Annotated in this window: 24 protein-coding genes, 1 tRNA gene and 1 other RNA gene; 17 read left to right on the top strand and 9 right to left on the bottom strand. The window is 65.9% G+C overall.

Annotation, left to right across the window (positions count from 1 at the left end):
- The first annotated feature begins 425 nt into the window (after positions 1 to 425).
- Positions 426 to 794 carry a PilZ domain-containing protein gene (locus tag B0E47_RS08255; protein ID WP_077513566.1) on the top strand — a complete coding sequence of 123 codons (369 nt, stop codon included), beginning with the start codon at positions 426 to 428 and terminating at the stop codon, positions 792 to 794.
- Positions 795 to 880: 86 nt separating this feature from the next.
- On the opposite strand, the gene B0E47_RS08250 is transcribed toward B0E47_RS08255, so the two are convergent.
- Positions 881 to 2,563: a long-chain-fatty-acid--CoA ligase gene (locus B0E47_RS08250; protein ID WP_077513564.1), complete on the bottom strand. Its 1,683-nt coding sequence runs from the start codon at positions 2,561 to 2,563 to the stop codon at positions 881 to 883.
- A 139-nt stretch (positions 2,564 to 2,702) separates the two neighbouring features.
- Between B0E47_RS08250 and B0E47_RS08245 the strand changes: the two genes are divergently transcribed.
- The gene (locus B0E47_RS08245) at positions 2,703 to 3,167 is read left to right on the top strand and encodes a hypothetical protein (protein WP_077513562.1); all 465 of its coding nucleotides are present in this window, start codon (positions 2,703 to 2,705) and stop codon (positions 3,165 to 3,167) included.
- 64 nt (positions 3,168 to 3,231) lie between these two features.
- Here the strand turns inward: B0E47_RS08245 and acnA are convergent, their stop codons facing one another.
- Positions 3,232 to 5,973, bottom strand: coding sequence for an aconitate hydratase AcnA (acnA, locus tag B0E47_RS08240; RefSeq protein ID WP_077513560.1), 2,742 nt, complete (start codon positions 5,971 to 5,973; stop codon positions 3,232 to 3,234).
- A 269-nt stretch (positions 5,974 to 6,242) separates the two neighbouring features.
- Here acnA and B0E47_RS08235 point away from each other — a divergent pair, with 269 nt between their 5' ends.
- Positions 6,243 to 7,172 (top strand): LysR family transcriptional regulator, encoded by a 930-nt coding sequence (locus B0E47_RS08235; protein WP_077513558.1) that lies wholly within the window; start codon positions 6,243 to 6,245, stop codon positions 7,170 to 7,172.
- A 36-nt stretch (positions 7,173 to 7,208) separates the two neighbouring features.
- On the opposite strand, the gene B0E47_RS08230 is transcribed toward B0E47_RS08235, so the two are convergent.
- The gene (locus B0E47_RS08230) at positions 7,209 to 8,252 is read right to left on the bottom strand and encodes a glycosyltransferase family 9 protein (RefSeq protein WP_077513556.1); all 1,044 of its coding nucleotides are present in this window, start codon (positions 8,250 to 8,252) and stop codon (positions 7,209 to 7,211) included.
- A 34-nt stretch (positions 8,253 to 8,286) separates the two neighbouring features.
- Here B0E47_RS08230 and B0E47_RS08225 point away from each other — a divergent pair, with 34 nt between their 5' ends.
- The 8 genes from B0E47_RS08225 to B0E47_RS08190 all read left to right on the top strand — a co-directional run bounded on the left by B0E47_RS08225 (position 8,287) and on the right by B0E47_RS08190 (position 13,460).
- On the top strand, positions 8,287 to 9,018 hold the full coding sequence (locus B0E47_RS08225; protein ID WP_077513554.1) for a 3-deoxy-D-manno-octulosonic acid kinase: 732 nt from the start codon (positions 8,287 to 8,289) through the stop codon (positions 9,016 to 9,018).
- The gene (locus B0E47_RS08220) at positions 9,015 to 9,773 is read left to right on the top strand and encodes an MBL fold metallo-hydrolase (protein WP_077513553.1); all 759 of its coding nucleotides are present in this window, start codon (positions 9,015 to 9,017) and stop codon (positions 9,771 to 9,773) included. Before B0E47_RS08225 ends, B0E47_RS08220 begins: the two co-directional genes overlap by 4 nt.
- A gap of 97 nt (positions 9,774 to 9,870) precedes the next feature.
- A tRNA-Ser gene (locus B0E47_RS08215) sits at positions 9,871 to 9,960 on the top strand.
- 216 nt (positions 9,961 to 10,176) lie between these two features.
- Positions 10,177 to 10,273, top strand: an RNA gene (ffs, locus tag B0E47_RS08210) — signal recognition particle sRNA small type.
- An 82-nt stretch (positions 10,274 to 10,355) separates the two neighbouring features.
- Positions 10,356 to 12,065 carry a DNA polymerase III subunit gamma/tau gene (gene dnaX, locus B0E47_RS08205; RefSeq protein ID WP_077513552.1) on the top strand — a complete coding sequence of 570 codons (1,710 nt, stop codon included), beginning with the start codon at positions 10,356 to 10,358 and terminating at the stop codon, positions 12,063 to 12,065.
- A complete protein-coding gene (locus tag B0E47_RS08200; protein ID WP_077513550.1) occupies positions 12,065 to 12,388 on the top strand; it encodes a YbaB/EbfC family nucleoid-associated protein in 324 nt (107 codons plus the stop codon). The genes dnaX and B0E47_RS08200 overlap by 1 nt, the downstream gene beginning before the upstream one ends.
- A gap of 91 nt (positions 12,389 to 12,479) precedes the next feature.
- Positions 12,480 to 13,082: a recombination mediator RecR gene (recR, locus tag B0E47_RS08195; RefSeq protein ID WP_077513548.1), complete on the top strand. Its 603-nt coding sequence runs from the start codon at positions 12,480 to 12,482 to the stop codon at positions 13,080 to 13,082.
- Positions 13,083 to 13,115: 33 nt separating this feature from the next.
- Positions 13,116 to 13,460 (top strand): histidine triad nucleotide-binding protein, encoded by a 345-nt coding sequence (locus B0E47_RS08190; RefSeq protein ID WP_077513547.1) that lies wholly within the window; start codon positions 13,116 to 13,118, stop codon positions 13,458 to 13,460.
- A 59-nt stretch (positions 13,461 to 13,519) separates the two neighbouring features.
- Here B0E47_RS08190 and B0E47_RS08185 read toward each other — a convergent pair whose 3' ends face one another.
- From B0E47_RS08185 to B0E47_RS08160, 6 genes are all read right to left on the bottom strand, one after another.
- On the bottom strand, positions 13,520 to 14,110 hold the full coding sequence (locus B0E47_RS08185; protein ID WP_077513545.1) for a Slp family lipoprotein: 591 nt from the start codon (positions 14,108 to 14,110) through the stop codon (positions 13,520 to 13,522).
- A gap of 46 nt (positions 14,111 to 14,156) precedes the next feature.
- Positions 14,157 to 16,124 carry a DUF3488 and transglutaminase-like domain-containing protein gene (locus tag B0E47_RS08180; protein ID WP_077513543.1) on the bottom strand — a complete coding sequence of 656 codons (1,968 nt, stop codon included), beginning with the start codon at positions 16,122 to 16,124 and terminating at the stop codon, positions 14,157 to 14,159.
- Positions 16,121 to 17,074, bottom strand: a complete 954-nt coding sequence (locus B0E47_RS08175) for a DUF58 domain-containing protein (RefSeq protein WP_077513541.1) — start codon at positions 17,072 to 17,074, stop codon at positions 16,121 to 16,123. The genes B0E47_RS08180 and B0E47_RS08175 overlap by 4 nt, the downstream gene beginning before the upstream one ends.
- Positions 17,074 to 18,015 carry a MoxR family ATPase gene (locus B0E47_RS08170; protein ID WP_077513773.1) on the bottom strand — a complete coding sequence of 314 codons (942 nt, stop codon included), beginning with the start codon at positions 18,013 to 18,015 and terminating at the stop codon, positions 17,074 to 17,076. Before B0E47_RS08170 ends, B0E47_RS08175 begins: the two co-directional genes overlap by 1 nt.
- 72 nt (positions 18,016 to 18,087) lie before the next feature.
- On the bottom strand, positions 18,088 to 18,678 hold the full coding sequence (locus B0E47_RS08165) for a Maf family nucleotide pyrophosphatase (RefSeq protein ID WP_077513540.1): 591 nt from the start codon (positions 18,676 to 18,678) through the stop codon (positions 18,088 to 18,090).
- A gap of 5 nt (positions 18,679 to 18,683) precedes the next feature.
- Positions 18,684 to 19,139, bottom strand: coding sequence for a hypothetical protein (locus tag B0E47_RS08160; RefSeq protein WP_077513538.1), 456 nt, complete (start codon positions 19,137 to 19,139; stop codon positions 18,684 to 18,686).
- Positions 19,140 to 19,321: 182 nt separating this feature from the next.
- Here B0E47_RS08160 and B0E47_RS08155 point away from each other — a divergent pair, with 182 nt between their 5' ends.
- From B0E47_RS08155 to acpP, 6 genes are all read left to right on the top strand, one after another.
- Positions 19,322 to 19,801 carry a YceD family protein gene (locus B0E47_RS08155; protein ID WP_139351404.1) on the top strand — a complete coding sequence of 160 codons (480 nt, stop codon included), beginning with the start codon at positions 19,322 to 19,324 and terminating at the stop codon, positions 19,799 to 19,801.
- An 82-nt stretch (positions 19,802 to 19,883) separates the two neighbouring features.
- Positions 19,884 to 20,078 (top strand): 50S ribosomal protein L32, encoded by a 195-nt coding sequence (rpmF, locus tag B0E47_RS08150; RefSeq protein WP_077513534.1) that lies wholly within the window; start codon positions 19,884 to 19,886, stop codon positions 20,076 to 20,078.
- 153 nt (positions 20,079 to 20,231) lie between these two features.
- Entirely contained in the window at positions 20,232 to 21,206 is a 975-nt protein-coding gene (locus tag B0E47_RS08145) for a beta-ketoacyl-ACP synthase III (RefSeq protein ID WP_077513533.1), read from the top strand.
- A gap of 146 nt (positions 21,207 to 21,352) precedes the next feature.
- Positions 21,353 to 22,306 carry an ACP S-malonyltransferase gene (fabD, locus tag B0E47_RS08140; protein WP_077513771.1) on the top strand — a complete coding sequence of 318 codons (954 nt, stop codon included), beginning with the start codon at positions 21,353 to 21,355 and terminating at the stop codon, positions 22,304 to 22,306.
- A 36-nt stretch (positions 22,307 to 22,342) separates the two neighbouring features.
- Positions 22,343 to 23,086: a 3-oxoacyl-ACP reductase FabG gene (gene fabG / locus B0E47_RS08135; protein ID WP_077513531.1), complete on the top strand. Its 744-nt coding sequence runs from the start codon at positions 22,343 to 22,345 to the stop codon at positions 23,084 to 23,086.
- Between the two features lie 198 nt (positions 23,087 to 23,284).
- The gene (acpP, locus tag B0E47_RS08130; RefSeq protein WP_007513179.1) at positions 23,285 to 23,524 is read left to right on the top strand and encodes an acyl carrier protein; all 240 of its coding nucleotides are present in this window, start codon (positions 23,285 to 23,287) and stop codon (positions 23,522 to 23,524) included.
- Positions 23,525 to 23,567 lie beyond the last annotated feature (43 nt).

Raw genomic sequence — 23,567 nt, 5'->3', positions numbered from 1 at the left:
CATGTCGGCGGTCGCGACAGGCACAATAGGGAGTCTTGCCGCCAAGGAAGAGCGGGGCCATGACGGAGTTGGTGGCGGCGCGTGACCCAATGTGACGCTTTGGGACAGGAGTGGATTCAGGAAAATGCAGGAGGACGTTGGCCGACCTGCCGATAGCCGCAACGTCGGGTCATTTCCAGGGCGGGCGCCGCTTCATTGTGTGACCCGGTCGGCGATCGGGCTGGTGCGCGCGGGGTTTGATCCAATGGCACGTCAATTGCTTTGACTGAATCGTTGAGTCGGTGGCGCTGCACAATGGGTTCCTGGATGGCGTGGGTGAATACCCCGGGCATTGACGGGCGATGCGGCAGAAGAGATCCGGCGGATCATTTGAATACGGCGTCCTTGCCAAAAGCAGGCGCGAACGCATATAGGCGGTACAGGTGATGGCGATCGACAAACAGGGAAATGGCGATGGTGTGCCGGAAAAGCTGCGGCCGGCGCGCATGCAGATCGAGACGACGGTTCTGATGAGCCGTCACGGCGAATCGCATCCCACCGAACTGGTGGACATTTCGGCGACCGGCGCGTTGTTGCGGCGCCCGCTGGGCTGGTCAGGCGAGCCGGGGCAGAGTTGGGTGCTCGACATGATCTTCGGGCATAACCTGCACATCCATCTGGAAGCGACGGTGGCGCGTATTTCCGACCATCACATCGGCTTTTCCTACAGCCGCATCCCCGAAGACAAGCAGGTGCCGCTGTGGAACCTGCTGGGTGGCTATGCCGACATCCTCGAGTACTGGAAGGACAGCTGACGCGCGCCTCAAGGGTTCCTTCGACACTCACGCATGACCTGAACGCCCGCATGATCCATGCGGGCGTTTTGTTTGCACGTCAGGAGTCAGGCGGCAGGCTTCTTTTCGTCGCGCAGTTCGCGCCGCAGGATCTTGCCCACGTTGCTCTTCGGCAGCTCGTTGCGGAACTCGATCTGGCGGGGCCGCTTGTAGCCGGTCAGGCGATCGTGACAGAACTGCTTCAGATCCTCGACGGTAAGGTTCGGATCCTTGCGCACGACGAACAGCTTCACCACTTCGCCGGAATGTTCATCCGGTACGCCGACCGCTGCGACCTCGAGCACGCCAGGGTGCTCCATCACCACATCCTCGACCTCGTTCGGATAGACGTTGAAACCGGATACCAGGATCATGTCCTTCTTGCGGTCGACGATATAGAAGTAGCCTTTCTCGTCCATCTTCGCGATGTCGCCGGTGTGCAGCCAGCCGTCGGCGCCGAGCACCTTGGCGGTCTCGTCCGGGCGGTTCCAGTAGCCCTTCATCACCTGCGGGCCATGCACCATCAGTTCGCCGACTTCGCCGACCAGCAGCGGCTTGCCGTCCTCCGACCAGATCGCCACGTTGGTGGACGGCACCGGCAGGCCGATCGAGCCGTTGTATTCCTTCAGGTCCAGCGGATTGATGCACACGGCCGGCGAGGTTTCGGTAAGCCCGTAGGCCTCGGCCAGGGTGCAACCGGTGACTTTCTTCCAGCGCTCGGCCACGGCACGCTGCACCGCCATGCCTCCGCCCAGGGTCATGTGCAGGCGCGAAAAGTCGAGGTCCGCGAAGCCCGGTGTGTTGAGCAGGCCGTTGAACAGCGTGTTGACGCCGGTCAGCGCGGTGAAGCTGGAGGCTTTCAGTTCCTTGACGAAGCCGGGCATGTCGCGCGGGTTGGTGATCAGCCAGTTCAAGCCGCCCAGGCGCGTGAACACCAGGCCGTTCGCCGTCAACGAGAAGATGTGATAGAGCGGCAGCGCGGTGATGATGACTTCTTCGCCCACCTTGGTGCTGGCGCTGATCCAGGCATCCGCCTGAAGCATGTTCGCGACCATGTTGCCATGGGTGAGCATCGCGCCCTTGGCCACGCCGGTGGTGCCGCCGGTGTACTGCAGAAAGGCGAGGTCGTCGTGGGCAAGTGCCACTGGCTGCAACGGATGTGTCGCGCCCTGCGCCAGTGCGTCGCGAAAGCGTACCGCCTGGGGCAGGTTGAATGCCGGCACCATCTTCTTGATGTGCTTGAGCGCGAAGTTGATCAGCGCTCCCTTGGGGAAACCCAGCATGTCGCCGAGGCCGGTGGTGACGATGTGCTGCACCGAGGTTTCCGCCACGACCTGCTGCAGGGTCGCGGCGAAATTGTCGAGCACGACGATGGCCTTGGCGCCCGAATCCTGCAGTTGGTGCCTGAGCTCGCGCGCGGTGTACAGCGGGTTGGTGTTGACCACTACCAGGCCGGCACGCAAGGCGCCGAACAAGGCGATCGGATACTGCATGACGTTCGGCATCATGATCGCAATGCGGTCACCCTTGCCGAGTTTGAGCACGCCGGTGAGGTAGCCGGCGAACTGGCGGCTCATGTCGTCGATCTGGCCATAGCTGAGCTTGCGGCCGAAATTGGCGAAGGCCGGCTTGTCGCGGAAACGCCCGAATGCTTCTTCCAGCACGGCCGGTACCGACGCATATCTGTCGACATCGATCCGTTCGGCCACGCCTGCTGGATAATTCGCCAGCCACGGACGCTCGTTGCTCATGCTCAAGTCCCCTGCTTCATGGTGGATCGTGTTCGTTGCGAGGCTATGGCCATGGTCGCGGTTTCAGCGCGCCCATGCGTTAAACCATTGGAGCATACGCCCGCGTACAGCGGCAAGCTGCAAACCATGAGGCCACGAGATGATTGGAACGACAAAATTCATGTGCCTGCTGATCGTGCTGATCGTGTTGCCGATGGGCGTGTCGGCTTGTCGGCACACGCCGGACGAGGAGCAGGTGCGCCAGGTGATTGCGGCAGTGTCCAGGGGTGCCGAGTCCGCGTCCGCAGGCGACGTGGTGGCGCCGCTCAGCAAGGATTTCGACGGCAATGCAGGAGAACTGGATCGCCGCTCGCTGGGCAACATGGTGCGTCTCGTCGCGTTGCGTGGTGAACATATCGGAGTGACCATGGGGCCGGTGACCATCGAACATCGTGGTGCGCGGATCGTCGCCACGTTCACGGTCGGGCTGAGCAGCGGCAGCGGTGGATTGCTGCCCGGACGGCTTGGCGTCTACCAGGTCGAATCGGCGTGGCGGCACGAGGATGGCGAATGGCTCTGTTATTCGGCGAGCTGGAAGCGCGCGATATCCTCGTCGGACGATTGAGCAAGAAAAAGGCCGCCCCGGAACGGAGCGGCCTTGATCGTCCTTGCAGTGCAGCGCTGGAACTTCAGGCAGCCTTCTTGCCGGCCAGCTGACGCAGCACGTACTGCAGGATGCCGCCGTGACGGAAGAACTCGCGCTCCTTCGGCGTCAGCAGCATCACGTTCACGCTGAACTGCTTCTTGCTGCCGTCGGCAGCGGTAGCCGTGACGGTGGCGTTCCTCGAATTGCCGTTGTCGAGGCCGGTGATGTCGAACGTCTCGTTGCCGGTCAGGCCCAGCGACTTTGCATTCTCGCCATCCTTGAACGTGCACGGCAGCACGCCCATGCCGACCAGGTTGGAGCGGTGGATGCGCTCGAAGCTTTCGGCGATCACCGCCTTGATGCCCAGCAGCAGGGTGCCCTTGGCGGCCCAGTCACGCGAGGAACCGGTGCCGTATTCCTTGCCGGCGAGGACCACCAGCGGGGTCTTCTCTTCCTTGTACTTCATCGCCGCGTCGTAGATCGACATCTGTTCGCCGCTGGGGATGTGGCGGGTGAAGCCGCCTTCCACGCCATCCAGCAGCTGGTTCTTGATGCGGATGTTGGCGAACGTGCCGCGCACCATCACGTCGTCGTTGCCGCGGCGCGAGCCGTAGGAGTTGAAGTCGATCGGCTGCACGCCGCGCGAGATCAGGAAACGCCCGGCCGGGGAATCCTTCTTGATCGCGCCGGCCGGCGAGATGTGGTCGGTGGTGATCGAATCGCCGAACAGGCCCAGGCAACGTGCGGCGTGGATGTCCTCGACCGCGGTCAGCGCCATGGTCATGCCGTCGAAGTAGGGCGGGTTCTTGATGTAGGTGGAGGCTTCGTCCCACGCGTACAGATCGCCGTCCGGCGAGGCGATCGAGCTCCAGCGCTCGTCGCCCTTGAACACGTCGGCGTAGTTCTTGCGGAACATGTCCGAAGTGACCGCGCCCGCCATCAGGTCGCTGATTTCCCGGTTGGTCGGCCAGATGTCCTTGAGGAAGACGTCCTTGCCGTCGGCGCCCTTGCCCAGTGGGTCGGTGCTCAGGTTCACGTCGAGCGTGCCGGCCAGCGCGTAGGCCACCACCAGCGGCGGCGAGGCCAGGTAGTTCATCTTCACTTCGGCATGCACGCGGCCTTCGAAGTTGCGGTTGCCGGAAATTACTGCGCCGACGGTGAGGTCGCCGTCGCTGATCGCCTTGCTGATTTCCTGCGGCAGCGGGCCGGAGTTGCCGATGCAGGTGGTGCAGCCGTAGCCGACCAGGAAGAAGCCGAGCTTGTCCAGTTCGGTGAGCAGGCCGGTCTTTTCGAGATAGTCGGTGACCACCTTGGAGCCTGGTGCCAGCGAGGTCTTCACCCACGGCTTGGACTTCAGGCCCTTGGCGGCGGCCTTCTTCGCCACCAGGCCGGCGGCCAGCATCACTGCCGGGTTCGAGGTGTTGGTACACGAGGTGATCGCGGCGATGACCACGGAGCCGTCATGGACATCGAACTCCTCGCCGTTGCGCAGCACGTGCTGGCCGGGCGATTTCGCGCTCTTCTCGCGGCCGACGGCGGTGCCACCGCCCTCGTTGGCGAAACGCGCCTCGGCACCGTTGCGGTTGACCGTGGTGGCGCCGAGATTCTCGTGGAAATTCTGCTGCACGTCGGTGAGCAGCACGCGATCCTGCGGGCGCTTCGGGCCGGCCATCGACGGCTTCACGTCGGCCAGGTCCAGTTCCAGCGTGGCGCTGAATTCGGCGTGCACGCTGTTTTCGTCGTGCCACAGGCCTTGCGCCTTGGCGTACGCCTCGACCAGCGCGACCTGGTCGTCGCTGCGGCCGGACAGGCGCAGATAGCGCAGCGATTCCGCATCGATCGGGAAGATGCCGCAGGTGGCGCCGTATTCCGGCGCCATGTTGCCGATGGTGGCGCGGTCGGCCAGCGGCAGATGCTGCAGGCCCAGGCCGAAGAACTCGACGAACTTGCCGACCACGCCCTGCTTGCGCAGCATCTGGGTGACGGTGAGCACGAGGTCAGTCGCGGTGGCGCCTTCCGGCAGGCGGCCGGACAGCTTGAAGCCGACCACCTGCGGAATCAGCATGGAGGAGGGCTGGCCGAGCATGGCCGCCTCGGCCTCGATGCCGCCCACGCCCCAGCCCAGCACGCCCAGGCCGTTGATCATGGTGGTGTGCGAGTCGGTGCCGAACACGGTGTCCGGGTACGCCCACAGCTGACCGTCGACTTCGCTGCCCATGACCACGCGGGCCAGGTGCTCCAGGTTCACCTGGTGCACGATGCCGGTGCGCGGCGGCACCACCTTGAAGTCGGCCAGCGCTTTCTGGCCCCAGCGCAGGAAGCTGTAACGCGCCTGGTTGCGCTGGAATTCGATCGCGACGTTCTTTTCAAGCGCGTCGGCGCTGCCGAACACGTCCACCTGCACCGAATGGTCGATGACCAGTTCCGCCGGCGACAGCGGGTTGATCAGGGTGGGATCGCCGCCCAGTGCCTTCATCGCGTCGCGCATCGCGGCCAGGTCGACCACGCACGGCACGCCGGTGAAGTCCTGCAGCAGCACGCGCGCCGGCATGAAGGCGATTTCGGTATCCGGCTCCTTCTTCGAATCCCATGTGGCGACCGCCTCGATTTCCTTCGCGGTGACGTCGACGCCATCTTCGTGGCGCAGCAGGTTCTCCAGCAGGATCTTCATCGAGTACGGCAGCCGCTTCAGGTCGAAGCGCTGGCCCAGTTTGGCCAGGCTGGCAAAGGCGTACTTCTTGCCATTGACCTCGAGGGTGTCGCGTACGGAAAAGGTGTCTTTCATGGGGACGTGCTCCTGGCTGAATCCTGCGGCTGGGATGACTGAACGTTGGCGATGGGGTGGTCGCCGGCCCGGCAAAAACGCAATTATCGCCCAAACGCCGCATGGCCGCGAACCGGACCGCTGCACCGGCGTTGCTGCAGCGAGCCTGCGCCGGGTGCGTGGGCGGGTGATTTGGGCAGCGTCGCGAGTAAACTGCGCCAACGCTTGTGGCTGTACCTCGCCACACAGGATGAGCCCGATGCCCACCGCGCACAAACGCCTTTGATGACATGCAGCGTTCGATGATTTCGACCACCCTTGCCGCCGTCTCGCTGCGCGACCTCGCGCTGGTGCAGGCGGTGCAGCGCCACGGCAGTTTCAACAGCGCGGCGCGGGCCATGCATATCAGTCCTTCCGGGCTCTCGCATCAGGTGCAGAAGGTAGAGCAGGCGCTGGGTGCGCCGCTGTTCGAACGCGGCGGGCGCAGCATCGTGCCAACCGCTGGTGGCCAGCGTTTGCTGCAACAGATCGACGCCGTGCTCGCTGCCGGCGAACACCTGCAGCAGGTTGCGCGTGCCGGTGCGGTGGCGTTCGGCGGCGAGCTGCGGCTGGGCGTGCCGGCGTCGTTGGGGCCGTATCTGCTGCCGCATCTGATTGCACCATTTCCGCAGCATTTCCCGGAAGCGCGGCTGGGCATTTCCGAAGGCAAGCCGCGTGGCCTGCTGCGTCGACTGCACGAGGGCGAACTGGACGCCGTGTTGGCGCCTCCTGCGGCAACCGTCAGCGGGGTTGCCTCGCGTCCGCTGTTCTTCGAACCGTGGGAACTGATGCTGCGCGCGGACCATCCGCTCGCCGGTCGACGCAGCATCGGGCTGGATCAGCTCGATCCCGCTGACGCCACCCTGATGGCGGAAAGCCATGCGGACGGGCTGGATGGCAACGAACACGGCCACGTGCAGGATGTCAGCCTGGAAAGCCTGGCCGCCCTGGTCAGCCTGCGCGGCGGTTATGCGCTGGTTCCCGCGCTGGCGCATGAGCGATTGGCCTCGATGCCCGGCATCGTGCTGGCGAAGCTCAAGGGGCCGGCGAGCGGCCGCGAGATCGCGCTGTACTGGCGCGATGCCTCGCCATGGCACGCGGATCTGCAGGCGTTCGCCGAACTGTTGCGCAAGTTGGCGCGGCAGCGCCCCGGCCTGCGCGTGCCCGGCGGCAAGGGCTGAGCCGTCGCGCGCGATCCCCGGCTTGCCGCCAGAGCTTCATGTCAGCTGCATGTCACGCGCGGCGGCTTCATAGCGATCGATCACGTCATCGACCCCGATCAGATCCATCACCCCGGGCTTCTCGATCTTGCTGCCCCAGGGAATCGCGCTGGCCGGCTTGCCCAGGTACTGACGGGCAGCCGCGTCGTACTTGTCCACGCACCAGCGCCGGTCGGAGTAGGGGCCGGAGCGATCCGGGTTGCTGGCGGCATGCAGGCCGAGTACACGCATGCCGACGCTGTTGGCCATGTGCATCGGTCCCGAGTCGGGACTCAGCAACAGTTGCGCGCGCGTGAACATCGCCATCAGTTTCTTCAGCGTGTCCCTGCCGGTGAGGTCGAGCGGCTGGTGTCGACAGGCCGCCAGCACCGCGTCGGCCATCGCCCGCTCGACCGCCGACGGGCCACCGATCAGCACCACCCGCCAGCCACGGGCGGCGGCATGATCCATCACCGCGGCATAGCGTTCGGGTCGCCAGTTGCGCAGCGCATGGCTGGACGCGGGGCTGACCAGCAAGGTGGGCGTGTCGCCGGGCAGCTGTTCGGCGGCCCAGGCGTGCGCCTCGTCGGGAATGGGGATATCCCAGCGTACGCCCGTCTGCTTCAGGCCCATCGGCTCGCAAAAACTGCCGATCGCGTCAAGCACGTGTTCGCCGCTGCGTGCCGGGATGCGTTCGTTGATCACCAGGCCGTGCAGATCCCTGGCGCGGGCATGGTCGTAGCCGATGCGGCGATCGGCCTTGATGCCCAGGCTCAGCAGGTTCGAACGCATCGCCACCTGCATCTGCAGCAGGGCATCGAAGCGCCGCCCGCGCAGGGCGGTGTGCACCGCGCGCATGCCGCGCCATCCGGCTGCCTTGTCGAAGGTGACGAATTCCACCCCGGGCAGGTCGCCGACCAGCTTGCGCTCGAGTTTGCCGACGATCCAGGTCAGCGATGCCTGCGGCCATGCCTGTTGCAGGGTGCGCAGCAGCGGCACCACATGGGTGACATCGCCGATGGCGGAGGCGCGCAGCAGGCAGATTGAGGAAGGATGAGGCATGGCCTGGGTTAGAATCCGTGGTCGGTCACCAGGCATGATGATGCACGAACGCATGCAGCGAGACGCCCGAGGCGCGATTCTGTGCGACGCGGCGGCGTCGCCACAAGTCGAGCAGGACTGGTTTGCGCCGGATTACTGGCGTGAGCGCAATGCCTTGCGCGTGCAGGCCGGTGGTCGCGGTGGCGTGGCGATCATCGAAAGCCCGCTGGGCGATTGCGTGTTGCGCCATTATCGGCGTGGCGGCCTGGTCAAGGCGCTGATGGGCGATCGCTATGTCTGGACTGGCGCAAACCGGACCCGCCCGTTCATGGAGTTCCGGCTGCTCGCCGAAATCACCCGACTGGGGCTGCCCGGCCCGCTGCCGCTCGCGGCGCGCTACAGCCGGCATGGACTGTTCTATCGCGCCGACCTGATCACCCGTCGCATCGCCGACGCGCAAACTCTGGCCGACTGCCTGGCTTTGGGGCGCCTCAATGGCGAACTGGCCGGGAGCGTCGGGGCGGTGATCGGACGCTTTCACCGTGCCCGCATCTGGCATGCGGATCTGAATGCACACAATGTCCTGGTGTCGCCGCGTGGCCTGCACCTGATCGACTTCGATCGCGGTCGGCAGCGCAAACCGGCGTCAGCATGGCAGCGAGCCAACCTGCAACGCCTGCGTCGATCGTTGCTCAAGCTCGGCGCCGCCGGCGAAGGCGAGGCGGCGTTCGAAAGCAGGATCTGGCAACCACTGCTGCATCGCTATGAGCGCACACTGACGTCATGAACTGGTCTCTGCATTTTCTCGGTGTAGGCGCGGCACATGCCACAGCCCTCGGTTCGTCATCGGCGGTGCTGGAACGTGACGGCCAGCCGGTCCTGCTGATCGACTGCGGCCCGGATACGCTCGATCGTTACCTGGCGGCGTATGGCGCGCTGCCGTCTGCCTTGTTCATCACCCATACCCACATGGATCACGTGGCCGGGCTGGAGCAACTGTTCTTCAAACTGTGGTTCGACCCCGCGCGCCGCGGCAGCACTCGATTGTTTGCCCATGCGGCGCTGATTCCGTGGTTGCAGGCGCGGGTGGCCGACTATCCCGGTGCGCTGGCCGAAGGCGGCGTGAACTTCTGGGAGGCATTCCGCCTGGTGCCATGCACGCGTGGTTTCTGGCTGGACGGTTTCTGGTTCGACATCTTCGCCACCCGGCACCACGCACCGGGCACGTCCTACGGGTTGGCCCTGGAAGGAAGTTTCGCCTTCACCGGCGACACCCGGCCGATCCCCGAGGTGCTTGCGCGATATGGCGGCGGCAACATGGTGATCGCACACGACTGCAGCGTGGCCGGCAACCCCTCGCACACCGGCATCGACGACATCGAGCGCGAATACCCGGACAGCCTGCGCGCGCAACTGCTGCTGTATCACTACGGCAGCGCAGATGATGGCGCTGCGCTGGCCGCCCGCGGCTACCGTGTCGTCAGCATGGGCGAGCGAGTCGCGCTGACAGTCCCTTCGATACCGCGCGCTGATGCCGGTTGAATTCGACATGGTTTGCTTGCCTGTATCCGGGCCGGCAGCTATCCTTCCGCTTCTTTGTCGGGCAGCGACTTCCCGGCAAAGGCGGTTTCACCCATGCGGAGAGGTGTCCGAGTGGTTGAAGGAGCACGCCTGGAAAGTGTGTATAGGGTAAAACCTATCGCGGGTTCGAATCCCGCTCTCTCCGCCAGTGAGTGAAGCCGTACGACGCAAACTGAGGTTCGACAAATTCGTCTGGAACGAATTTGGACAGCCGCAGGCTGGCCCCTCGTGGAGCGAGGGGCGAGGTCCAGGAAGGGCCGAGCAATCCCGCTCTCTCCGCCAGAATTTGAGTCATGCGACGGCCTCAACAGCCGGCGCAACAGCAAAATAACCAAGCGCCAGCGCTTGACGTCCATGGTGGCCCCGTCGGTCCCCCCGCGACGATAGTTCGCAAACTCCGCCAGGTCCGGAAGGAAGCAACGGTAGCGAATGATTCGGGTGCCGGGGTGTGGCTGGCGGGGCCGCCGCCATTTGGGACGTACCGTTTACTGACTTGCGTGCGCCGACTTGGCACAATCGGTCTTTGCCCCAACGTTGGCAGCCATGTCCTATCAAGTACTCGCCCGCAAGTGGCGCCCGCGCAAGTTCGCCGAACTGGTGGGGCAGGAACACGTGGTGCGCGCACTGACCAATGCGCTGGATACCGGGCGCATGCATCACGCCTACCTGTTCACCGGCACTCGCGGCGTCGGCAAGACCACGATTGCGCGCATCTTTGCCAAGTCGCTGAACTGCGAACGCGGGCAGTCGGCCGATCCCTGTGGCGAGTGCTCGGTGTGCACGGCGGTGGACGAAGGCCGTTTCGTCGACCTGCTGGAAATCGACGCGGCCAGCAACACTGGCGTGGACGACGTGCGCGAGGTGATCGAGAACGCGCAGTACGCGCCGTCGCGCGGACGCTTCAAGGTGTACCTGGTCGACGAGGTGCACATGCTGTCGAAGAACGCGTTCAACGCATTGCTGAAGACGCTGGAAGAGCCGCCGCCGCACGTGAAATTCCTGCTCGCCACCACCGACCCGCAGAAGCTGCCGGTGACGGTGCTGTCGCGCTGCCTGAAGTTCAACCTGAAGCGTCTGCTGCCCGAGCAGATCTCCGGCCAGATGCGGCACATCCTCGCTGCAGAGAACATCAGTTACGAGGACAGCGCGATCGGCGAGCTGGCCCGCGCGGCCGACGGCTCGCTGCGCGACGGCTTGTCCCTGCTGGACCAGGCCATCGCCTACGGCGGCGGCGCACTGCACGCGGACGACGTGCGCACGATGCTGGGCAGCGTGGCGCGCGGGCAGGTGCTTGGCGTGCTCGACGCGTTGGCCGACGGCGACGGCGATCGATTGCTCGCCGAATGCGCCCGGATTGCCTCGTATTCGCCGGATTTCGGCGGCGTGCTGGACGACATTGCCAGCGTGCTGCACCGGCTGCAGTTGATCCAGCTGGTACCGGGATATCGGCCCGAGCAGGAGGGCGACGACGATGCCGCGCTGCCGGCACTCGCCGAGCGTATCCCGGCGGAAGACGTGCAGTTGTATTACCAGATCGCCACCGCGGGTCGACGTGATCTCATGCTGGCGCCGGATGCGCGCACCGGCTTCGAGATGGCGTTGTTGCGCATGCTGGCGTTCCGTCCGGGCGATGCCGTTCCGGCAGATCGTGCCGCGCGACCAGTGCCTGCGAGCCATGCGCAGGCGAGCTCGCCATCCCGCGCAACCTCCACGGATGTCTCGCCCGTCAAGGCACAAGCCACGCCGCCACGTCAGCAGACGCCCGCAGTGCAGCCTGCCGCAGCCACGCGGGACAGCTCCGCGTCTGCGCCGATCGCCCGGGATGCCCAGGGCCTGCCGGATTGGGAGGCCCTGATCGAGCGGGCCGGCCTGCGCGGTCCGTTCAGCGTGCTGGCGCAGAATGCCGTGCTGCGCGAGCGTGACGGCCAGACCCTGGTGCTGGCGTTGCAGCCGACCCACATGGGCATGGCGGTAGAGCCGATGGTCAGCCAGATGGAAGAGCGCATCGGCGAGGCGCTGGGCGAGCGCATCCGCCTGCGTTTCGTCAGCCAGAACCAGGCCGCAGCGACAACCCAGACCCCGGCCGCGCGCGCCGCGCAGGTGCGCGACAGCGCACAGGCGGCCGCCGAGCAGGCGATCGAAGACGATCCGCTGGTGCAGACCCTGAAACGCGATTTCGGCGCGCGCGTCGTGCCGCAATCCGTCAAACCCCTGGACAATCAAACCTTGGGCAATGAACCCGGAGCCATGTGATGAGAGGACAGATCGGTCAGTTGATGCAGCAGGCCCAGCGCATGCAGGAAGACATGAAGCGCGCGCAGGAGGAAATCGCCAGGCTCGAAGTCACCGGCAGCGCCGGTGGCGGTCTGGTCAGCGTGGTGATGACGGGTGCCCACGAAGTGCGTCGGGTGCAGATCGATCGGCAGACCTTCGCCGACGATCCCGAGATGGCCGAGGATCTGATCGCCGCCGCCGTCAACGACGCGGTGAACAAGGTGGCCCAGCTCAGCAAGGACAAGCTCGGTGGCGTCACCGCCGGGATGAACCTGCCGGCCGGCTTCAAGATGCCGTTCTGAAAGCAGGAGTGAGAGGAAAGGAGCGAGAGAGCATCCGCCCGCCGCTCTTCTTTCACTCCTCACTCCTCTTCACTCACTACTCGAATCATCCATGGCATCCGGCTCCCCACTTCTCGCCGAACTGATCGAAGCGCTGCGCTGTCTGCCCGGCGTGGGCGGCAAGAGCGCGCAGCGGATGGCGTTCCATCTGCTGGAGCGCGAGCGCGAGCGCGGCTTGAAACTTGCCAGCGTGATGGCGCAGGCGATGGAGCGGATCGGCCATTGCGAGCGCTGTCGCAATTTCAGCGAGGATCCGTTATGCGCACTGTGTGCCAGCGGCAGTCGCGACCGCCAGGTGTTGTGCGTGGTGGAGTCGCCGACCGAACTGGCGGCGATCGAGCAGGCCACCGGCTACCGTGGCCAGTACTTCGTGCTGATGGGCCGCCTGTCGCCGCTGGATGGGCTGGGGCCCGAGGAACTGGGACTGGCACAGCTGACCCGGCGCCTCGGCGAGGGCGAAGTCGAGGAGTTGATCATTGCCACCAACCCCACGGTGGAGGGCGACGCGACCGCGCACTATCTGGCCCAGCTGGCGCGTGCCGGTGGAGTTCGACCGACCCGGCTGGCGCATGGCGTTCCGCTGGGCGGCGAACTGGAGTACGTCGACCGCAGCACGCTGGCGCACGCGTTCGGCGGCAGGCAGACGCTGGATTGAATCATCGGCATCGGATTCCCACGGGAGCAGGCAATGAGCGAAACCATCTTCAGCAAGATCATCCGGCACGAGATTCCCGCCGACATCGTCTACGAGAACGATGACGTACTGGCGTTTCGCGACCTCAATCCGCAGGCTCCCGTGCATGTGCTGTTCATCCCGAAGCAGCCGCTGGCCACGCTGAACGATGCCACGGCGAGCCACGCCGAATTGCTCGGCAAACTGTTGCTGGCGGCGGCGGATTACGCCCGGCGGGAAGGCTTCGCGGAACAGGGTTACCGCACCGTGATCAACTGCAACGAGGATGGCGGGCAGACGGTGTTTCACCTGCATGTCCATCTGCTGGCCGGTCGCCGCCTGCACTGGCCACCTGGTTGAACGCGAGGGGCCCGACGAATGCAAGAACGCCGGCGTGAAGCCGGCGTTCTTGCATCTGGTTACCTCTTCGGCGGTGGCGGTGGCGGCGGACGCACCACGATCACCCGCGGACCACCCCAGTACCCACCATAGCCCCAGGGACCGCCCCAGTACGGGCCGAAGCCCGGACCCCAGAACGGATCGTAGTAACCCGGCGGATAGGCGTCGTAGCGCTGGCGCTTGGGCCACAGGTAGACCACGTTGGCCTCGACGCGCGGGTAGGCGTAGTCGTAGTCGCCGACCTTCCTGGACACGGTGCCATGCAGCGTGCCGGTCACGGTCAACTCGCGCCCGCGGGTGAACACCTCCGGGTCGTAGAAGCCGGTATGGCAGGCGACGAAACGCCCGGCGTTTTCACCGGCATTGCCCGACGTGGGCCGGGCCTGGCTGTCCAGCGGGCGTGAAAGCACGTAGAAACAGGTTTCCTGCGGGCCGGGTTCGGTCTTGATGATCTCGCCACCCCAGCGCACCTGGGTGCCGCCGGCGCCGCCGTCCTGCGCGCCGGTGGTGGAGACGCTGGCGTAGTTGCCTTGCAGCGGTTGGGGAATCGTCGCGCAGCCGCCCAGCACGGCGATGGCAGCGACGAGAGTGAGCGGGCGGTACAGGGACATGAGGGTTTCTCCGTCAGATCGATGGCGTTCGCCATCGCGTTGAAGTTCATTGGACCACGTTCTTCGCCCGAAAATCCCGCACGGCGCGCCGAAATGCATGGACCGATTCAGTCGGCGGTTCGTCATGAGCGTAACGCAGGTCCAGGTAGCACTTCGTCAATTTCATCAGTTCTTCGCGCTGCGATGGCAGGGTGCGCGCGGCACGGCTCAGGTAGTGCTGCGGACCCTCTCCCACGCGGCGCGCAATACGTTGGTGGGCCAGCTTGCGTTCCAGTTCACGCAGCGCCTCGCGCAGCGGATCACGTGACTGCCTCCGCAGCAGCGCCCAGGCCAACCCGATCGCGATGAACAACGTCGTGCCGATGGCAAGCAGCACGCCGAGGGTCGTCGTATCGGTGTCGCGGATGCCGAACGGCGTCAACAGGCTGCGCTGGCGCAGCGCATCAAATCCGGTAACGGCCTGGTCCCACCATCGGTTGACAATATCCCAGCGATTCCTGAAACCCTGCAGCCAGTCGCCGTGGTACCAGTCCAGCTGGTCGCCAGCGGCTACCGCCGCTCCCAGGCTGACCCGCTCCGGTCGCACCGCGGCGGTGGGATCGACCCGCACCCAGCCACGCCCGGCCAGCCACACTTCGCTCCAGGCGTGGGCGTCGGAGTTGCGCACCAGCAGGTAGTCGCCCAGCTTGTTCCAGTAACCGCCCTGGTAGCCGGTGACCACGCGCGCGCGGATGCCCGCGGCGCGCATCAGCACGGTGAACGCCGACGAGTAGTGCTCGCAGAAGCCTTCCCGCGTATCGAACAGGAAATCGTCCATCGCGTCGCGACCCAGCGGCGCCGGCGCCAGGGTGTAGCGGAACCCGCCGTCATGGAACAGGGCCAGCGCAGCCCGCACGATCGCCGCATCGTCGTTGCCGTAGCGCTGGCGCCATGACTGACCCAGGGCGAGCGTGCGCGGATTGAAGCCGGCGGGCAGCTGCAGCCAGCGGCGCTGATGTTCGTCGAGTCCGGGTTCGAGCTGGTATTGCGTGGCGGAACTCAGCGTGTAGGTGAGTGCGTCGTCGACCGGCCTGGCTGCCATTACCACGCGATCCCGACGCATCGATGCACCCGCAGGCGCGTCGATCGGCACGTCCAGCGTGGGCAGCACGTGTCGATGCGTGGGCAGCAGCGTGATCCGGTACTTCACGGCTTGCGCAACATCCAGCGCTGCCGGTGGCAGGTTGGCCACGTCGCGGTAGCTCCAGCCGACACCGTCATAGCGGGCCATCACATAGGCCCGGAAATAGCGCTGGTCGGGCGGGGGCGGCGCGCCGTCGAAACTGACCCGCATGGCGGGATGGTCGTCGGTGAGCAGCTCGGTGAAGCCGCCCGGACTCATGCGGTCGCTGAGTCCGCTGCGCGCCTGGTCGCGGGACGGCGCGCCCCACAAGGGCGAGCTGAGCCGTGGGACCAGCAGGAATGCCAGCAGGGCCAGCGGCAGCGCAGCCACCAGCAGCGCGAGCGGCGACAGCAGGCTGCGCGGGACGCTAGCCGGAGCCTGCGCGGGCTCCAGTGCGCGCAGCGTCGCCAGCGCCGGCAGCAGGCCAAGCGCGACCACCACGGTGCTGACCATCCCCTGGTCGAACAACAGGGCGGTCATCAGCGTGAAACAGGTGAAGCCGACCCCGACCCGTACATCGCGGTGGCTCTCGGTTTCCAGCAGCTTGAGGATCAACAAGCCGATCGCCAGCGCGGTGCCCGGTGCGCGCCCGAACAGGTTGCCGTAGTGCACGATCACGGCCAGGGTGAGCAGGGCCAGCAGCGGCAACTTGATCCAGCCCGGGACGCGGCCGGCTCGTTGCCGTCGCTGCCACCAGCGCCAGCCAAGCGCGAACGCCAGCGCCAGGCTGAGCCACCACGGCAGGTGTGCGGCATTCACGGCCAGCACGAAGGCCATGCCCAGGCCCAACAGGTCGAAGCTGCGCTGTCCGACCGCCGCGACCGGGACGGGGCGAGCCGGACGCTGGCTCATGGCAGGCACGCCAGCGCGTCCATGCAGCGGGCGTAGTGCAGCGCGCCGCTGCCGCTGCCGATCTCGTTGCCGGGCAACCACAGGCTGAAGCTGCGGCGGTGCTGTTGTGCCTCGTTCAACCAGCGCGCCAGCCGTGCGATGCGTGCCTCATTGTCCATGCCGCGCAACTGGCGCCAGTCGAGCTGCCATTGCGGCTGGTTCTGCGGTTGTTCGAAATCCTTCACCAGCAGGTTGTCGTGGCGGGCGCTGGCTTTCCACGCGACGTGTCGCTGCGGATCGCCGGCCTGGTAGGCGCGCAGCGCAGCCAGCTCCTCGCCGCGGTGCAGCCGCATGTGACGGGCGTCGTCGGCCGCGGCGCTTGGTGCGGGTCCAGCCATTTCCGGTCGTGGCCACACCAGTACCGACTGCGTGGGATGCAGCCAGCTCCAGGCGCGAAACATGCCCAGCGGCCAGCTGCTCCACAGCCGCAGCCGCGGCAACGCCTGCCAGCCGCGAACTTCGGTGGGGAGTGCCAGCTTGACCAGCGCGGCGTCATGACCCTCCAGCGCGAACGACGCGGAGGCGTTGCCCAGATCCAGCCGGATCGCGCTGCGCGGCCGGCCGGACTGCAGCGTGAAGGTGAGTTCGATCGACCCGCCGGCCGTGGCATGGCCGGCACGGACCTGTTCGAGGCGCAGGCCGTCGAGACTGCGAAACGCCACCAGCATGCTGGCGGCGCTCGCGGCGCCAAGCAGGCAGGTGAGCAGCAGCGCAGAATTGTTGTTGTAATTCAGCGCGCCGACCAGCATCACCAGCAGCAGCGCCGAGAAGCCAAGGCCGAAACCGGTGGGCACGATATAGATGCGGTGCCGGTGCAGCTCGATCGGCAAGTCTTCGGGGCGCCGGTAGCGGGTGAGCGCCGGCAACCGCTGTTCGGCCCAGCCTTGCAGGCGTTGCGGCAGTCCGCGCATCAGTCCACCGCCACCTCGGTCAGCAACTGGCGTGCGAGGGTGTCGCCACGGGCGCCACGCGCGGGCAGCAGGCGGTGGGCGGCCAGCGGGACGAACAGTGCCTGGATGTCTTCCGGCAGCACGTGACGGCGACCGCTGAGCATGGCCCAGGCGCGGGCGGCACCCAGCAGGGCCAGCCCCGCGCGCGGCGACAGGCCGGCGCGGATGTCGGCATGCCGCCGACTGGCCGCGAGCAGCGCCTGCAGGTAGTCGAGCAGGGCGGTGCTGGCGGTGATCGATTGCGCCTGGCCATGCAGGGCGAGCAGGGCCGCTGCATCCAGTTGCGGCACGAGCTGGGCCAGCAGGTCGCGGCGATCGCTGCCGGTCAGCAGGGCACGTTCGGCGCTGGCATCCGGATAGTCCAGCGACAGGCGCAGCATGAAGCGGTCCAGTTGCGAATCAGGCAACGGAAACGTGCCGTTGAGATCGAGTGGATTCTGCGTGGCGACGACGAAGAATGGCTGTGCCAGCAGATGGGTCTGGCCATCCATCGTGACCTGGTTCTCGGCCATCGCCTCGAGCAGGGCGCTTTGCGTCTTCGGACTGGCGCGGTTGATCTCGTCGGCCAGCAGCAGGCCGGTGAAGATCGGCCCGGGATGGAAGCGGAACTGTCCGGTCTCACGTTCGTACACGCTGACACCGATGATGTCCGATGGCAGCAGGTCGCTGGTGAACTGCACGCGCTGGAAGTCCAGCGCGAAGGTGGCGGCCAGCGCGTGCGCCAGCGTGGTCTTGCCCACGCCGGGCACGTCTTCGAGCAACAGATGGCCGCCGGCGATCAGGCAGGTGAAGGCGAGTTTCACCTGGTGCGGCTTGCCCAGCAACACGCGGTTGACCTGGGCGATCGCGGCATCCAGTCGCTGCTGCAGGGATTCGTCATGTGGCTGGCTGATGGCGGACATGATTCCTTCGATCACGGGGTGGATTCGTGCATGCAAGTGAAGCGGCAGTGTAGCGGTCGCCAGCGGCGTCCATCACGGCAGGTCCAGGCCGGCTTCGCGCAGCAGCCGCGCCAGCGCGATCAGCGGCAGGCCGATCAGGGCGCTCGGATCCTGGCTGTCGATCGCCTCGAACAGACTGATGCCGAGACCTTCGCATTTGAAGCTGCCGGCGCAGTCGAGCGGTTGTTCGCGCTCGACGTAACGCGCGATCTCCGCCGGCTCCAGCGCTCGAAAACGTGCCCGGGTGTGGTCGACGTGGGTTTGCCGTCGGCCATCGCGGGCGTCGAGCAGGCAAAAAGCCGTATGAAAATGCACGCTGCGACCGGAGCTCGCGGCGAGCTGGCTGCAGGCGCGTTCGCGGGTGCCCGGCTTGTCCAGGATCAGGCCCTCGACCTCGGCCACCTGGTCGGAGCCGATCACCAGGGCATCGGCGTATCCGCGCGCCGCCGACTCGGCCTTGGCGATGGCCAGCCGCAGGGCGCGTGCGGCTGGTGCCTCGTTCGGCAGGGGCGACTCGTCGGTATTCGGCGCGGCCTGCTCGAAGTCCGGCAGCAATCGGCGCAACAGTTCGGCGCGGTAGCGCGAGGTGGATCCCAACACGATGCGCGGCGGAGCGGGCGGCATCGGCGTCAACCGTCCGATTCGCGCCGGATCTGCTCACGCATGGCGCTGTTCAGGTCGGTCTGCGCCTGACTCAGCGCCTGCAGCAGCGGCTGCAGGCGGTCGCGGGCGTCGCGCATCGAGGCGGCGGTCTCGTCGAGGTCGTGCTGGCTGGCGCCGGCAGAACGGTCGCGTATCCAGAGGCGTTGCTGCAGCAGGGCGCGCAGGCCGGCATCGACGGCATGGCGCGCATCCTGCTCGCTGGCGGCAGGCAGGTCCGGATTGAGCGACATCACCGCGTGCGCCTGTTGCAGGCCGGAGCGGCAGGTTTTCAGATCCGTCTCGAGGCGGTCCGCGAGGTCGAGCAGGTTGCGGATGCTGAGGCCGCGACGGTTCTGGCGCCTGCGCAAAAGCAGGGCACCGCCCGCCAGCAGGATCAGGATCGCGAAACAGGCGGTCACGCCGAGCGTGAGATAGGAGTTCAAGGGCAGCGATTCGGGATGCGGAGGATCCAGTCTGCCGCATCGGGGACGGATCAGGCAAAATACCGGATGGAGGCGGCAGTTTCGAGGCGCACGGCGTCTCGCCGGTTGACTTCCCGGCCGGGCAAACCTACCATTCCGCGATTATGTCCGTGACACTGCCAGAGTCCGTGGACGCTTGGCGCATGGTCTCGGCGCGGCGTTCGTTCGAGGGAACGCTGGCCATCGCAAGCCTGCGGCGCCTGTGTGGGGCGCTCGCGAGTACCGATGGCGAGGTGAGCTTCGAGCTGGATTTCGGGCGCGACAGCTTCGGTACGAGCTACGTGGATGTTCGTGCGAGTGCGCCGTTGACCTTGATCTGTCAGCGTACGCTTGAGCCTTTCGTGTTGCCGGTGATGCTGCAGACCCGGCTGGGGCTGATCGCCCAGGAACGCGAGGAAGCGGGCTTGCCGCCGGATTGCGAACCGTTGCTGGTGGCCGAGGATGGCCGCCTGCGTCCGGCCGATGTGATAGAGGACGAATTGCTGTTGGCGCTGCCGCTGGTGCCGGTCAACCCGGACAGCAGGCTGCCCGATGAAGTGACAGGTCACGACCTGGCGGAGGATCCCGCTGGCGAGGGACACTCCGAGAATCCGTTCGCGGTGTTGCGCGAACTGAAGAAATAACCGTTGGCCCGGGTCGAGCGATCCGGGTCGTTTGTTGCAAGATCATCCCGATTCACCATCACGTTTCAGTTGGAGAACTACCATGGCCGTTGCCAAGAGCCGCCGTACCCCGTCCACCCGCGGCATGCGCCGTGCGCATGACGCGCTGCAGACCGTGCAGCTGTCCACCGACCCGACCAGCGGTGAGGTGCATCGGCGCCATCACGTCACGAAGGACGGCTACTATCGCGGCAAGAAAGTGATCGAGACCAAGGCCGCAGTGTCGGTCGAGGATTGACCGGTTGCGGGAACCCTGCGGGGTTCCCTCCGGATGATCATGCGAGACGGCGCGGCGACGCGCCGTTTTGCGTTCCGGAACGCGGACCGTAACGTAACGACCTGCGGTCGCCAGCCGGCTGGCTGACCCGAGTCTTCGCCGATGGAAAACCGAATGACCCAGATCTACTCCCGCATCATCGCCACCGGCAGTGCCTTGCCCGAGCGCATCGTCACCAATGCCGATCTGGAAAAGATCGTCGATACCAGCGACGAATGGATCCGCACGCGCACCGGCATTCGCCAGCGGCATATCGCCGCCGACGGCGAAACCACCGGCGACCTCGCCTTCCACGCGGCGCAGGACGCGCTGGAAGCGGCTGGCGTCAAGGCATCCGAACTCGACCTGATCGTGCTCGGTACCACCACGCCGGACATCATTTTCCCGTCCACGGCCTGCCTCGTGCAGCACCGGCTCGGCGCCAATGGTTGTGCCGCGTTCGACGTCAATGCGGCGTGCTCGGGTTTCGTCTATGCCCTGGGTGTGGCGGACAAGTTCATTCGCAGTGGTCAATCGAAAAAGGTGCTGGTTATCGGCGCCGAAACGCTGACCCGCATGGTCGACTGGAGCGAGCGGGAGACTTGCGTGCTGTTCGGTGACGGCGCCGGGGCAGTGGTGCTGGAGGCGTCCAGCGAACCCGGCATCTATGCCACCTGCCTGCATGCCGACGGCGGTCACAAGGAGTTGCTGTACAACCCGGTGGGCGTGTCGGCCGGTTTCAAGGACGAGCCCAACCACGGTGTGCGCATTCGCATGGCTGGCCGGGAAGTGTTCAAGGTCGCGGTCAAGACGCTCGATTCGCTGGTCGGCGAAACCCTGGCGGCGGCAGGCATGCAGGAGTCCGACATCGACTGGCTGATTCCGCATCAGGCCAACCTGCGCATCATCGAGGCCACCGCCAAGCGGCTGAAGATGTCGATGGACCGGGTGATCGTCACCGTCGACAAGCACGCCAATACGTCCTCCGGATCGGTGCCACTGGCGCTGGACTACGCGGTGCGTTCGGGCAAGGTGCAGCGTGGCCAGAACCTGTTGCTGGAGGCTTTCGGCGGCGGCTTCACCTGGGCTTCGGCACTCTTGCGCTACTGACCTGCAGGCAGGTTGGCCAAGGCAGACGATGCCGCCGCCGTTGGCGGCATCGTGCGTTTTCGCGCCGGAAACATCGAATACCGCTGCGTATGGGTGGCGATGCATGGCACCATGATGGCTTTCGTTTCCAGGGAATCAGCGCTTCCATGAGTCCGGACTCACCTACGCTTGCTTTTGTTTTCCCCGGCCAGGGCTCGCAATCGGTCGGCATGCTGGCCGAACTGGGCGCGGCCCATGCGGAGGTGCGAGCGGTATTTGACGAGGCTTCGCAGGGCGCAGGGCTCGATTTGTGGGCGTTGAGCCAGCAGGGGCCCGAAGACCAGCTCAACCGTACCGAGAACACCCAGCCGGCGTTGCTGGCGGCGAGCGTGGCGGCATGGCGGGTGTGGCAGAAACTTGGCGGTGCCCAACCGGCGCAGTTGTCCGGCCACAGCCTCGGCGAGTACAGCGCGCTGGTATGCGCCGGCGCCTTGTCCCTGCATGACGCGGCGGCACTGGTGGCCGCGCGCGGCCGCCTGATGCAGGCTGCCGTGCCGGCAGGCGTCGGTGCGATGGCGGCGATTCTGGGCGGCGACGACGAGCAGATCGCCAAGGTCTGCGAGGAGATGGCGCAGGGACAGGTGGTGGCGCCGGCGAACTTCAATTCGCCGGGCCAGCTGGTGATCGCGGGCAACGTCGAGGCGGTCGATCGGGTGCTGGCGAAGCTGGCCGAACTGGGTGTGAAGAAGTCGATCAAGCTGGCGGTGTCGGTGCCGTCGCATTGCGCCCTGATGCGCGAGGCGGCCGATCGGCTGGGCGAGCGGATGGCGGCGATCGACTGGCAACCGCCGTCGATTCCGGTGATCCAGAACGCCGAGGCACGCAGTTACGCCAGCGTCGGGGAGATCCGCGGTGCGCTGCAGCGGCAGCTGTATCTGCCGGTCCGCTGGACCCAATGCGTGCAGGTGCTGGCCGCGGGTGGCACCGTCCGGATCGCCGAGTGCGGGCCGGGCAAGGTGCTGTCCGGGCTGATCAAGCGCATCGACAAGAGCATCGAGGCGCGCGCGATCGGCACGCCGGTCGAACTCGATGCAGCGTATGCCGCGTGGGCGTCGGCGTAGTCTCGACGATTTCAAGATATGGAAGGAACGATACAGATGAGCAAACCTCTGCAGGGCGAGATCGTGCTGGTGACCGGCGCAAGCCGCGGCATCGGCGCGGCGATCGCCGAAGAACTGGCGGCCATGGGTGCCACCGTGATCGGCACCGCAACCAGCGAAGGCGGTGCCACCGCGATCGGCGAGCGACTGGCTGCCCAGGGCGGCCACGGTCGCGTGCTGGATGTCACCGATGGCGCGGCAGTCGAAGCCTTGATCGACGGCATCACGAAAGAGTTCGGCGCGGTGTCGATCCTGGTCAACAACGCCGGCATCACCCGCGACCAGTTGCTGATGCGGATGAAGGAAGAGGACTGGCAGGCGATCATCGACACCAACCTGACCTCGGTCTATCGCACCTCCAAGGCGGTGATGCGCGGCATGATGAAGGCGCGCAAGGGCCGCATCATCTCGATCGCCTCGGTGATCGGACTCACCGGCAATCCGGGGCAGGCCAACTATGCGGCCGCCAAGGCCGGGATCATTGCGTTCTCCAAATCGCTGGCGCGCGAGATCGGTACCCGCGGCATCACCGTGAACGTGGTGGCACCCGGTTTCATCGACACCGACATGACCCGCGCGTTGCCGGAAGAATCGAAGCAGGCCCTGCTGGGCCAGATTGCACTGGGCCGCCTGGGCGAGGTCGCCGACATCGCGAAGGCGGTGGGTTTCCTGGCCTCGCCAGCGGCCACCTACATCACCGGTGAGACCCTGCACGTCAACGGCGGTATGTACATGCCGTGAGGTCCCCGCAGGAAATTGTCGCCAGCGGCTTCATTTTAGGCGACAATTGCGCTTTCGCCTCGGCGCAACGGCCCGGACAGCGTGCCATCGCCGGGAATCGTGGCAGCCCGCAGGTTTAGCCACTACAATGCCGCCGGTCTTTTGCACCCAGCCGGGCCGGCACCGACAAACATTTACTCCTTGAGAGGTATGGGCAACATGAGCACCATCGAAGAGCGCGTCAAGAAAATCGTCGTCGAGCAGTTGGGCGTGAAGGAAGATGAAGTCACGGCGAACGCTTCGTTCGTGGATGATCTGGGCGCGGACTCGCTGGATACGGTGGAACTGGTGATGGCACTCGAGGAAGAGTTCGAGACCGAAATTCCCGACGAAGACGCCGAGAAGATCACCACCGTGCAGCAGGCTGTCGACTACATCAAGGCCCACTCCAAGGATTGATCGATTCACGATGATTGCCCCGGCGGTCAGGCTCGCCTCGAGC

Origin of the sequence: Rhodanobacter sp. B05, assembly GCF_002001085.1 — a bacterium.
In the GTDB taxonomy this organism is placed as follows: Bacteria; Pseudomonadota; Gammaproteobacteria; order Xanthomonadales; family Rhodanobacteraceae; genus Rhodanobacter.
This window is presented reverse-complemented; position numbering and strand designations above follow the sequence as displayed.

What these genes read in the sequence shown, in the direction of transcription:
- acnA (WP_077513560.1), bottom strand. Translation starts at nt 5,973, where the DNA reads ATGAAAGACACCTTTTCCGTACGCGACACCCTCGAGGTCAATGGCAAG.
- B0E47_RS08180 (WP_077513543.1), bottom strand. Translation starts at nt 16,124, where the DNA reads ATGAGCCAGCGTCCGGCTCGCCCCGTCCCGGTCGCGGCGGTCGGACAG.
- recR (WP_077513548.1), top strand. Translation starts at nt 12,480, where the DNA reads ATGGCATCCGGCTCCCCACTTCTCGCCGAACTGATCGAAGCGCTGCGC.
- rpmF (WP_077513534.1), top strand. Translation starts at nt 19,884, where the DNA reads ATGGCCGTTGCCAAGAGCCGCCGTACCCCGTCCACCCGCGGCATGCGC.
- B0E47_RS08200 (WP_077513550.1), top strand. Translation starts at nt 12,065, where the DNA reads ATGAGAGGACAGATCGGTCAGTTGATGCAGCAGGCCCAGCGCATGCAG.
- B0E47_RS08190 (WP_077513547.1), top strand. Translation starts at nt 13,116, where the DNA reads ATGAGCGAAACCATCTTCAGCAAGATCATCCGGCACGAGATTCCCGCC.
- B0E47_RS08155 (WP_139351404.1), top strand. Translation starts at nt 19,322, where the DNA reads ATGGTCTCGGCGCGGCGTTCGTTCGAGGGAACGCTGGCCATCGCAAGC.
- B0E47_RS08255 (WP_077513566.1), top strand. Translation starts at nt 426, where the DNA reads ATGGCGATCGACAAACAGGGAAATGGCGATGGTGTGCCGGAAAAGCTG.
- dnaX (WP_077513552.1), top strand. Translation starts at nt 10,356, where the DNA reads ATGTCCTATCAAGTACTCGCCCGCAAGTGGCGCCCGCGCAAGTTCGCC.
- B0E47_RS08145 (WP_077513533.1), top strand. Translation starts at nt 20,232, where the DNA reads ATGACCCAGATCTACTCCCGCATCATCGCCACCGGCAGTGCCTTGCCC.
- B0E47_RS08250 (WP_077513564.1), bottom strand. Translation starts at nt 2,563, where the DNA reads ATGAGCAACGAGCGTCCGTGGCTGGCGAATTATCCAGCAGGCGTGGCC.
- B0E47_RS08245 (WP_077513562.1), top strand. Translation starts at nt 2,703, where the DNA reads ATGATTGGAACGACAAAATTCATGTGCCTGCTGATCGTGCTGATCGTG.
- fabD (WP_077513771.1), top strand. Translation starts at nt 21,353, where the DNA reads ATGAGTCCGGACTCACCTACGCTTGCTTTTGTTTTCCCCGGCCAGGGC.
- B0E47_RS08165 (WP_077513540.1), bottom strand. Translation starts at nt 18,678, where the DNA reads ATGCCGCCCGCTCCGCCGCGCATCGTGTTGGGATCCACCTCGCGCTAC.
- acpP (WP_007513179.1), top strand. Translation starts at nt 23,285, where the DNA reads ATGAGCACCATCGAAGAGCGCGTCAAGAAAATCGTCGTCGAGCAGTTG.
- B0E47_RS08220 (WP_077513553.1), top strand. Translation starts at nt 9,015, where the DNA reads ATGAACTGGTCTCTGCATTTTCTCGGTGTAGGCGCGGCACATGCCACA.
- B0E47_RS08230 (WP_077513556.1), bottom strand. Translation starts at nt 8,252, where the DNA reads ATGCCTCATCCTTCCTCAATCTGCCTGCTGCGCGCCTCCGCCATCGGC.
- B0E47_RS08225 (WP_077513554.1), top strand. Translation starts at nt 8,287, where the DNA reads ATGATGATGCACGAACGCATGCAGCGAGACGCCCGAGGCGCGATTCTG.
- B0E47_RS08170 (WP_077513773.1), bottom strand. Translation starts at nt 18,015, where the DNA reads ATGTCCGCCATCAGCCAGCCACATGACGAATCCCTGCAGCAGCGACTG.
- B0E47_RS08175 (WP_077513541.1), bottom strand. Translation starts at nt 17,074, where the DNA reads ATGCGCGGACTGCCGCAACGCCTGCAAGGCTGGGCCGAACAGCGGTTG.
- B0E47_RS08185 (WP_077513545.1), bottom strand. Translation starts at nt 14,110, where the DNA reads ATGTCCCTGTACCGCCCGCTCACTCTCGTCGCTGCCATCGCCGTGCTG.
- B0E47_RS08235 (WP_077513558.1), top strand. Translation starts at nt 6,243, where the DNA reads ATGCAGCGTTCGATGATTTCGACCACCCTTGCCGCCGTCTCGCTGCGC.
- fabG (WP_077513531.1), top strand. Translation starts at nt 22,343, where the DNA reads ATGAGCAAACCTCTGCAGGGCGAGATCGTGCTGGTGACCGGCGCAAGC.